This window comes from Streptomyces sp. NPDC087270 (assembly GCF_044744625.1).
In the GTDB taxonomy this organism is placed as follows: Bacteria; Actinomycetota; Actinomycetes; order Streptomycetales; family Streptomycetaceae; genus Actinacidiphila.
This window is the reverse complement of record NZ_JBIUYR010000026.1, coordinates 109,266-115,826: the sequence shown is the minus strand read 5'-3', so window position 1 is coordinate 115,826 and position 6,561 is coordinate 109,266. Positions and strand designations below refer to the sequence as shown.

General features: G+C 74.5%; 5 protein-coding genes. 4 read left to right on the top strand and 1 reads right to left on the bottom strand.

Annotated features, from left to right (window positions below; translation table 11 throughout):
* Positions 1–890, bottom strand: an 890-nt coding sequence (locus ACIPAE_RS36320) for a glycosyltransferase 87 family protein (protein WP_402451229.1), incomplete at its 3' end; no start/stop codon positions are given.
* Positions 891–1,359: 469 nt separating this feature from the next.
* On the opposite strand from ACIPAE_RS36320, the gene htpX reads away from it, so the two are divergent.
* The 4 genes from htpX to ACIPAE_RS36300 all read left to right on the top strand — a co-directional run bounded on the left by htpX (position 1,360) and on the right by ACIPAE_RS36300 (position 6,513).
* Positions 1,360–2,262 carry a zinc metalloprotease HtpX gene (gene htpX / locus ACIPAE_RS36315; RefSeq protein WP_329364668.1) on the top strand — a complete coding sequence of 301 codons (903 nt, stop codon included), beginning with the start codon at positions 1,360–1,362 and terminating at the stop codon, positions 2,260–2,262.
* A 240-nt stretch (positions 2,263–2,502) separates the two neighbouring features.
* Positions 2,503–4,704, top strand: a complete 2,202-nt coding sequence (locus ACIPAE_RS36310) for an APC family permease (RefSeq protein WP_402451236.1) — start codon at positions 2,503–2,505, stop codon at positions 4,702–4,704.
* Positions 4,705–4,809: 105 nt separating this feature from the next.
* Positions 4,810–5,913 carry a YbhN family protein gene (locus tag ACIPAE_RS36305; RefSeq protein ID WP_402451226.1) on the top strand — a complete coding sequence of 368 codons (1,104 nt, stop codon included), beginning with the start codon at positions 4,810–4,812 and terminating at the stop codon, positions 5,911–5,913.
* Between the two features lie 165 nt (positions 5,914–6,078).
* Positions 6,079–6,513, top strand: coding sequence for a hypothetical protein (locus ACIPAE_RS36300; protein ID WP_366413249.1), 435 nt, complete (start codon positions 6,079–6,081; stop codon positions 6,511–6,513).
* Positions 6,514–6,561: the final 48 nt, after the last annotated feature.

Sequence of the window (6,561 nt, the reverse complement as noted above, 5' to 3'; positions counted from 1 at the left end):
CCCGCCCCCCCGGGGGGGGCGTTCGCCCCCCGGCGGGGCGCGCCCACCCCCGCCCCCGCGACGGCGGTGCCGCCGAGGGCGACCAGGACGGCGGCGGCCAGCCACAGGGACGTGGGGTGCACGGTGTGCTGCGCGCGGGCCACGACGCCGCGCACCGACTGGTTGGCGATGTTCACCGCGGAGCCCGACCGGTCGGGGGCGAAGGCACAACTGGTCCAGTAGCGCAGCGAGTCGTGCGGCAGCACCGCGGCGGTCAGCAGCGTGACGCCGGCGAAGCTGCCGGTGGCGGTGAGGAAGCGGCGCCGCCAGGGGGTGCCGCGCCCGCGGGTGGCCGCGGCCGCCCCGGCCAGCACCACCAGGAACAGCAGCGGCGTGACCTTGATCGCCGCCGCCAGCCCGATGCCGATCCCGGCCCAGCGGTTGCCGGGCCGCCGGGTGAAGTCCCACAGCACCAGGCACACCAGGAGAATGTTGACCTGGCCGTAGCGGATGGTGGTCCAGACCGGTTCGCTCCACGCCGCCCACGCGGCCGTGCCCAGCACGGCGGCCGCGCCTGGGCGGCGGCGCAGCACCAGGCGCAGCGACAGCCCGGCGAGGACCACGGTCAGCAGCAGGTTCCCCGCGGTCGCCGCGGTGCGCATGTGGGCGACGTCGAGCCAGGTCAGCGGGACGAACAGCAGCCCGGCGAAGGGCGGGTAGGTCATCGGCAGCATCGCGGAGGTGGCGTGCATGGCGTACAGGTCGCCGCCCTCGCGCACGGTCCGGCCCGCCGCGCGGTAGACCATGACGTCGATGAGCGAGACGTGCGTGACACGTTGCAGGACCCACACCGCGGCGAAGGACAGGGCACAGAGGGCGGCGGCCCAGCCCACGCGCAGCCGGTGGCTCATGAGCGCAACGCCCGCCTCTCGACGCCTCCCGCCAGCGGTGGTGCTGACGCTCCATCAGAATGGGATACGGAGCCGCTCGCACGGCCGGGACGCCCCGTCCGCGGGCGCGCAGACACACGGGCAGTCGCCGACCGGATGGGTTGCGGCCGGCGGAACCCCGCCGGGACGAGGGCGCGCCGGACATCGGGTGGACCCGGACCGGGACCCGGCTGGACCCGGACCAGGACCCGGCCGGACCCGGGCGGACACCCCGCGAGAACACGCCGCGCCCGCACCCCTCGCCGCACCCCTCGCCGCACCCCCGCCCGTGCCCCACCCCGGGGCGGTGGCCTGCGGATTCGCGGCCCCGTCGGCCGCCGAAGCGGAGCACACTGGACAGTGGCGGGATTCCGGCCGTCGGGTGTGCCGGTCACCGCAGGAATGGGGCCGGTACGTCGGTGCCGGCTCCGTGGAGATGGGGTGAGCGGTTGTGCGCTCTCGTTTCGCGCCTGACTGGCGGCTCACGGTCCGGATGCTGACGGTGATCTTCCTGTTGGGCCTGGTGTTCGTGGCGTTCATCGCCGTGCTCGTCGCGCTGCTGAAGTCCGTGGTGGTCGTGGTGGTGATCGCGGCCGGTGTGCTGGCGGCGCAGTACTGGTTCTCCGACCGGATCGCGCTGTTCGCGATGCACGCCCACGAGGTCACCCCGCAGGAGCAGCCCGAGCTGCACGGCGCGGTCGACCGGCTGTGCGCCCTCGCCGACATGCCCAAGCCGCAGGTGGCGGTCTCGGAGATGGACCTGCCGAACGCCTTCGCCACCGGGCGCAGCGCCGACCACGCGGTGATCTGCGTGACCACCGGCCTGCTGCGGCGCCTCGAACCGGGCGAGCTGGACGGCGTGCTAGCCCACGAGCTGTCCCACGTCGCGCACAAGGACGTCGCGGTGATCACCATCGCCTCGTTCCTCGGCGTGCTCGCGGGGCTGCTGGTGCGCTTCGCCTTCTACTCGGAGCTGTTCGGCCGGGGCCGCCGCGACCAGAACACCCTGCTGCTGCTCACGATGATCATGGCGGTGTCCGTCGTGGTGTACTCGCTGAGCTTCGTGCTGATCCGCGCGCTGTCCCGCTACCGCGAGCTGGCCGCCGACCGGAGCGCGGCCGAACTGACCGGCCGGCCCTCCGAACTGGCGTCCGCGCTGGTCAAGGTGAGCGGAACCATCGCCCGTATCCCCAGCGAGGACCTGCGCACCGCCCGGGCCTTCAACGCGTTCTTCTTCACCCCGGCGCTGAAGGAGGGCTCGCCCCTCGCGACCGTCTTCTCCACCCACCCGAGCCTGGAGCGCCGCCTGGAGGCCCTGGCGAAGCTCTCCGCCGAAATGGGCCTCCACGCCTGAGGGGCACCCTTCGGCTCGCCGGCTGCCCCGGCGAACCGTTCTCCGCAGCGGGACCCGTGCGTGGGTGCGGCTCCCCGCGGACAACGACCCCGGTGGGGCCACCACCGGGGTCGTCCGCGCGGGAAGCGGGCGCGCATCGCGCCGTGGGTGACACTGAGTGATGTGACAACTGCACGTGGTGACGGCGATGGTGGTGGTGGCACGCCCGATGCAAGGGGTGGCGTGCCCGGCCCGGCGGAGATGCTGCCCGGTCTCGACGAGGACCAGCTGCGGGTGCTGGGCGAGGTCGGGCAGGCGTGGGCCCAGGTGTCGGACGACGCGGACCTGCGGCGCCACGAGTTGCCGGTCGACCCCGACCTCGGCGGCTTCCCGTCGGCCGAGGACATCGGCCCCGACCGCTTCGGCCGGATGGTCCGGGTGGCGACCCTGGGCACCGCCACGGCGCCGGAGGAGGCGGTGCCCTCCTCCGGTGCGGCCCGCGCCGCCTACCGCGTCCGGCACGCGCTGATCGGGGCGCCGCTGAAGAGCACCGCGGTCACCCGCGAGCGCATGCGCAAGCTGGTGGCGCTGCCGGTGCTCTCCGCCGACGCGCTGTCCTCCGTGGCGTACGGCCCCGAGGCCCTGCTCGCCGTGCTGGTGCTGGCCGGCACCGCCGGTCTCGGCTGGACCACGCCCATCGCGGCGGCCATCGCGTTCCTGATGCTCGCGGTCGGGGTGTCCTACCGGCAGACGATCCGCGCGTACCCGCACGGCGGCGGCTCGTACATCGTGGCCGGCGACAACCTCGGCAGAGTGCCCGGCCTGGTGGCCGCGGCCGGGCTGATGACCGACTACATCCTCACCGTCGCGGTGTCGATCGCCTCCGGGGTCGCCGCCATCACCTCCGCGCTGCCGTCGCTGTCCCCGTACACCGTGCCGATCGGCGCGGGGGTGATCGCGCTGCTGCTGGTCGGGAACCTGCGCGGGCTGCGGCAGGCCGGGGCGCTGTTCGCAGCCCCGACCTACGCCTTCATCATCGCGATGTTCGTGCTGGTCGGGGTGGGCCTGTCCGACGCCGCCGGGCGCGACTTCCACGCCACGCCCACCCCGCATCTGAACGCCACCGAGGGCGTCGGCGTGCTGCTGGTCATGCGCGCCTTCGCCTCCGGCTCCACCGCCATGACCGGCATCGAGGCGATCTCCAACGCGGTGCCGGCCTTCCAGCCGACCGAGTGGCGCAACGCCCGCACCACGCTGACCTGGATGATCTGCCTGCTGATCACGCTGTTCGCCGGGGTGACGGCGTTGGCCCGGCTCGACGGCGTGGTGCCCCGCTCCGGCGAGACCGTGCTCTCCCAACTCGCCCACCGCAGCTTCGGGTCCGGGCCGATGTACGTCTTCACGCAGATCGCCACCGCCGCGGTCCTGCTGCTGGCCGCCAACACCGCGTACAACGACTTCCCCCGGGTGCTGTTCCTGCTGGCCCGCGACGGGCACGCGCCGCGGCTGTTCCTGCGGCTGGGCGACCGGCTCGCCTTCAGCAACGGCATCGGGGTGCTGTCGGTGGCCGCCGCGGTGGTCTTCGTCGCGTTCAGCGGCAACACCGCGTCGCTCATCCCGCTCTACGCGGTCGGGGTCTTCCTCGCCTTCACGCTGTCCCAGGCCGGGATGGTGCTCCACTGGTGGCGGCTGCGCGACCGGCACTGGCGCAAGAGCCTGTTCTTCAACGCCACCGGCTGCGTGCTGTCCGCGCTCGTCTTCGTCACCGCGGGGATCACCAAGTTCACCTCGGGCGCCTGGGTGGCCATCCTCGCCGTCGGCCTGTTCCTCCTGGTGACCACGCGCATCCACCACCACTACGAGGAGGTCCGCGCCGCGCTCCGGCTGCACCCGCAGGCGATCGAGGTCCCCGCGTCGCCCGAGTCCCCGCCCCACGAGGAGTGCGACCCCCCGGCGCCCCCGCCCGAGCCCCCGCGCCCGCCCGCGGCGACCTCCGCCGTAACGGCCGGGCCGGAGCCGGTCGTGAACGGGACGGTCCGGGAGGACGAGGAGAGCCCCGAGGAGATCCGGAACCTGTCGATCGTGCCGATCTCCACGCTGGACCTGGCCGGCATGCGGGCGCTCGCCTACGCCGCGTCCCTGCGCCAGCCCGTCCTCGCGCTGCACCTCAGCCCCGGTGAGGCGGAGGCCGACCGCTTCCGGGGGTACTGGCACGTGTGGGGCGACCACCTGCCGCTGGAGGTGCTGGTCACGCCCTACCGGGCGACCGTGGCCCCGCTGGTCCACTACATCGAGGCGCTGCACGAGCAGCAGCCGCAGCTCACCCTCACCATCGTCGTCCCGGAGATCGTGACGCGGCGCCGGCGCTACCGCCTGCTGCACAGCCGGACCGCGAGCCGGCTCCAGCGGGCGTTGCGGACGCTGCCGAAGATCGTCGTCACCAACGTCCCGTACCACGTGTAGGCGCGGCGGTCCGGTGGGTGCCGTGCGCGGGGCGGGCCTCGCGGGTCGGGCGGCGCCCCCGTGGCCTGACGGTTCCGGCGGCGGCCCCGCCGTACCGTGTCTCGCGTGGTGAACAAAAGGGGCGGAGCGGAGGAAACGGTCGACTCCGGGGGCGCCGACTCCGGGGGCGCCGACTCCGGTCCGGGGCGGGCCCGGCACCCGGTGTGGTGGGTGCTCTCCGCCGTGCTGGTGGCCGCCGCCGTGGCCCTCGCGGTGGACCGGCGGCACGACCTGGTGCTGGCGCTGCACCAGATCGCGGTGGTCCGCCCGGCGCCGCTGGCAGTGGCCGCCTTGTTCGAGGCGCTCTCCCTGACCTGCCTGGCGACGTTGCAGTGGCGGCTGCTGAAGCTGGGCGGGGCCCGGCTGCGGCTCGCCCTGATGGGCGCCATGGCCCTGGCGGCCAACGCCGTGGCCGGGACCCTGCCCGGCGGCGCGGCGTTCGCCGCCGCGTGGCTGTACGGGCAACTGCGCCGCCGCGGCGTGTCGCTGGCGCTCGCCGGGGCGGCCCTCGCGGTCGCCGGCCTGATGTCGGCCACCACCTTGTTCCTGCTGCTGGTGGTCGGCGTCCTGGCCAGCGGCAGGGCGGGGCCGAGCGGCCTGCGCACCGCCGTGCTCTGGCTGACCGCGGTCCTCGTGGCGCTCGCCGCCCTGGCCGCGCTCCTGCCGCGCTCCGCGTTCGTACGGCGGCGGGCGTGGCGGATCTGGCGCCGGGTCGGGGTCCGCTCCCGCCGGCTGTGGAACGTCGAGGACGGGCTGTACCGCCTCGCCCGGGAGGTCCGGGAGGTACGGCCGGGGGTGCGCCCGTGGCTGCCGCCGCTCACCCTGGCCCTGGGCAACTGGCTGCTCGACGCGGCCTGCCTCGTCGCGTGCGCGTGGGGACTGGGCGTCGCCGTGCCCTGGCGCGGGGTGCTCGTCGCGTACTCGCTCACCCAGATGTCGGGGGCGCTGCGGCTCACGCCCGGCGGGCTCGGCATCGTGGAGACCAGCCTCGCCGCGCTGCTGGTCTTCTACGGGCTGCACGCGGACCAGGCGATCGCGGTGACCCTGCTGTACCGGATTCTGAGCTACTGGGCGCTCCAGCCGATCGGCTGGACGAGCTGGCTCGGCCTCACCTTCGCCGCGCGCCGCCGGGACGCGAGGACGGTGCGGGAGCGGCGGGCCCGGTCCTGAGCGTCCCTGGTCGTGACCGTCCTGGTCGTGGCCCCGTGGCGCCCTGGCCGCTCAGCCGACCAGCGGCGCGCCCCCGCAGTACCGTGGAAAGGGCGATACCGACTGCCGGTCGGCGCCAGACGACACGGTGGCGCCGGCGCAGGCCGGAAGCGAGGTACTCAGACGATGGAAGCCGACCGTATCGACCGCATGGTCTCCCAACTCCGCGCGCGAGACGTCATGGCCCATCGAACTGAGACCGGCGTGTACAGCTTCGGCATCCGCGTCGTCATCGGGGACGGAAGCGAGGCGCTGTGGACGCCCGGCGGAGCCGCCGGGCTCGACGCGCAGGTGATCAGGGACGGCGTGCTGGTCGGCTGCGTCCCGCACATCCCCGGGTCCGAGAGCTTCACCGACGAGCAGACGGTCGAGGCGATCGCCACGGCGCTGTACTCGGAGGAGGGGCTCTACCCGGCGGACCGCGCCGCCCCGCAGCCGCCGCCCGCCGCCGACAGCCCGCCCGGGCCCGCGGCTCCGGGTCCGGCCGGACAGCCGGGACCGGGACCGGGTGGACCGCCGCGCCGGCCGTGGTTCCGGCACAAGCGCGACTTCCCGCGCTGACGAGCCGACCCGCGGCCTGTCGCGCGCCAGGTCGTCGTAGCAGCTCGT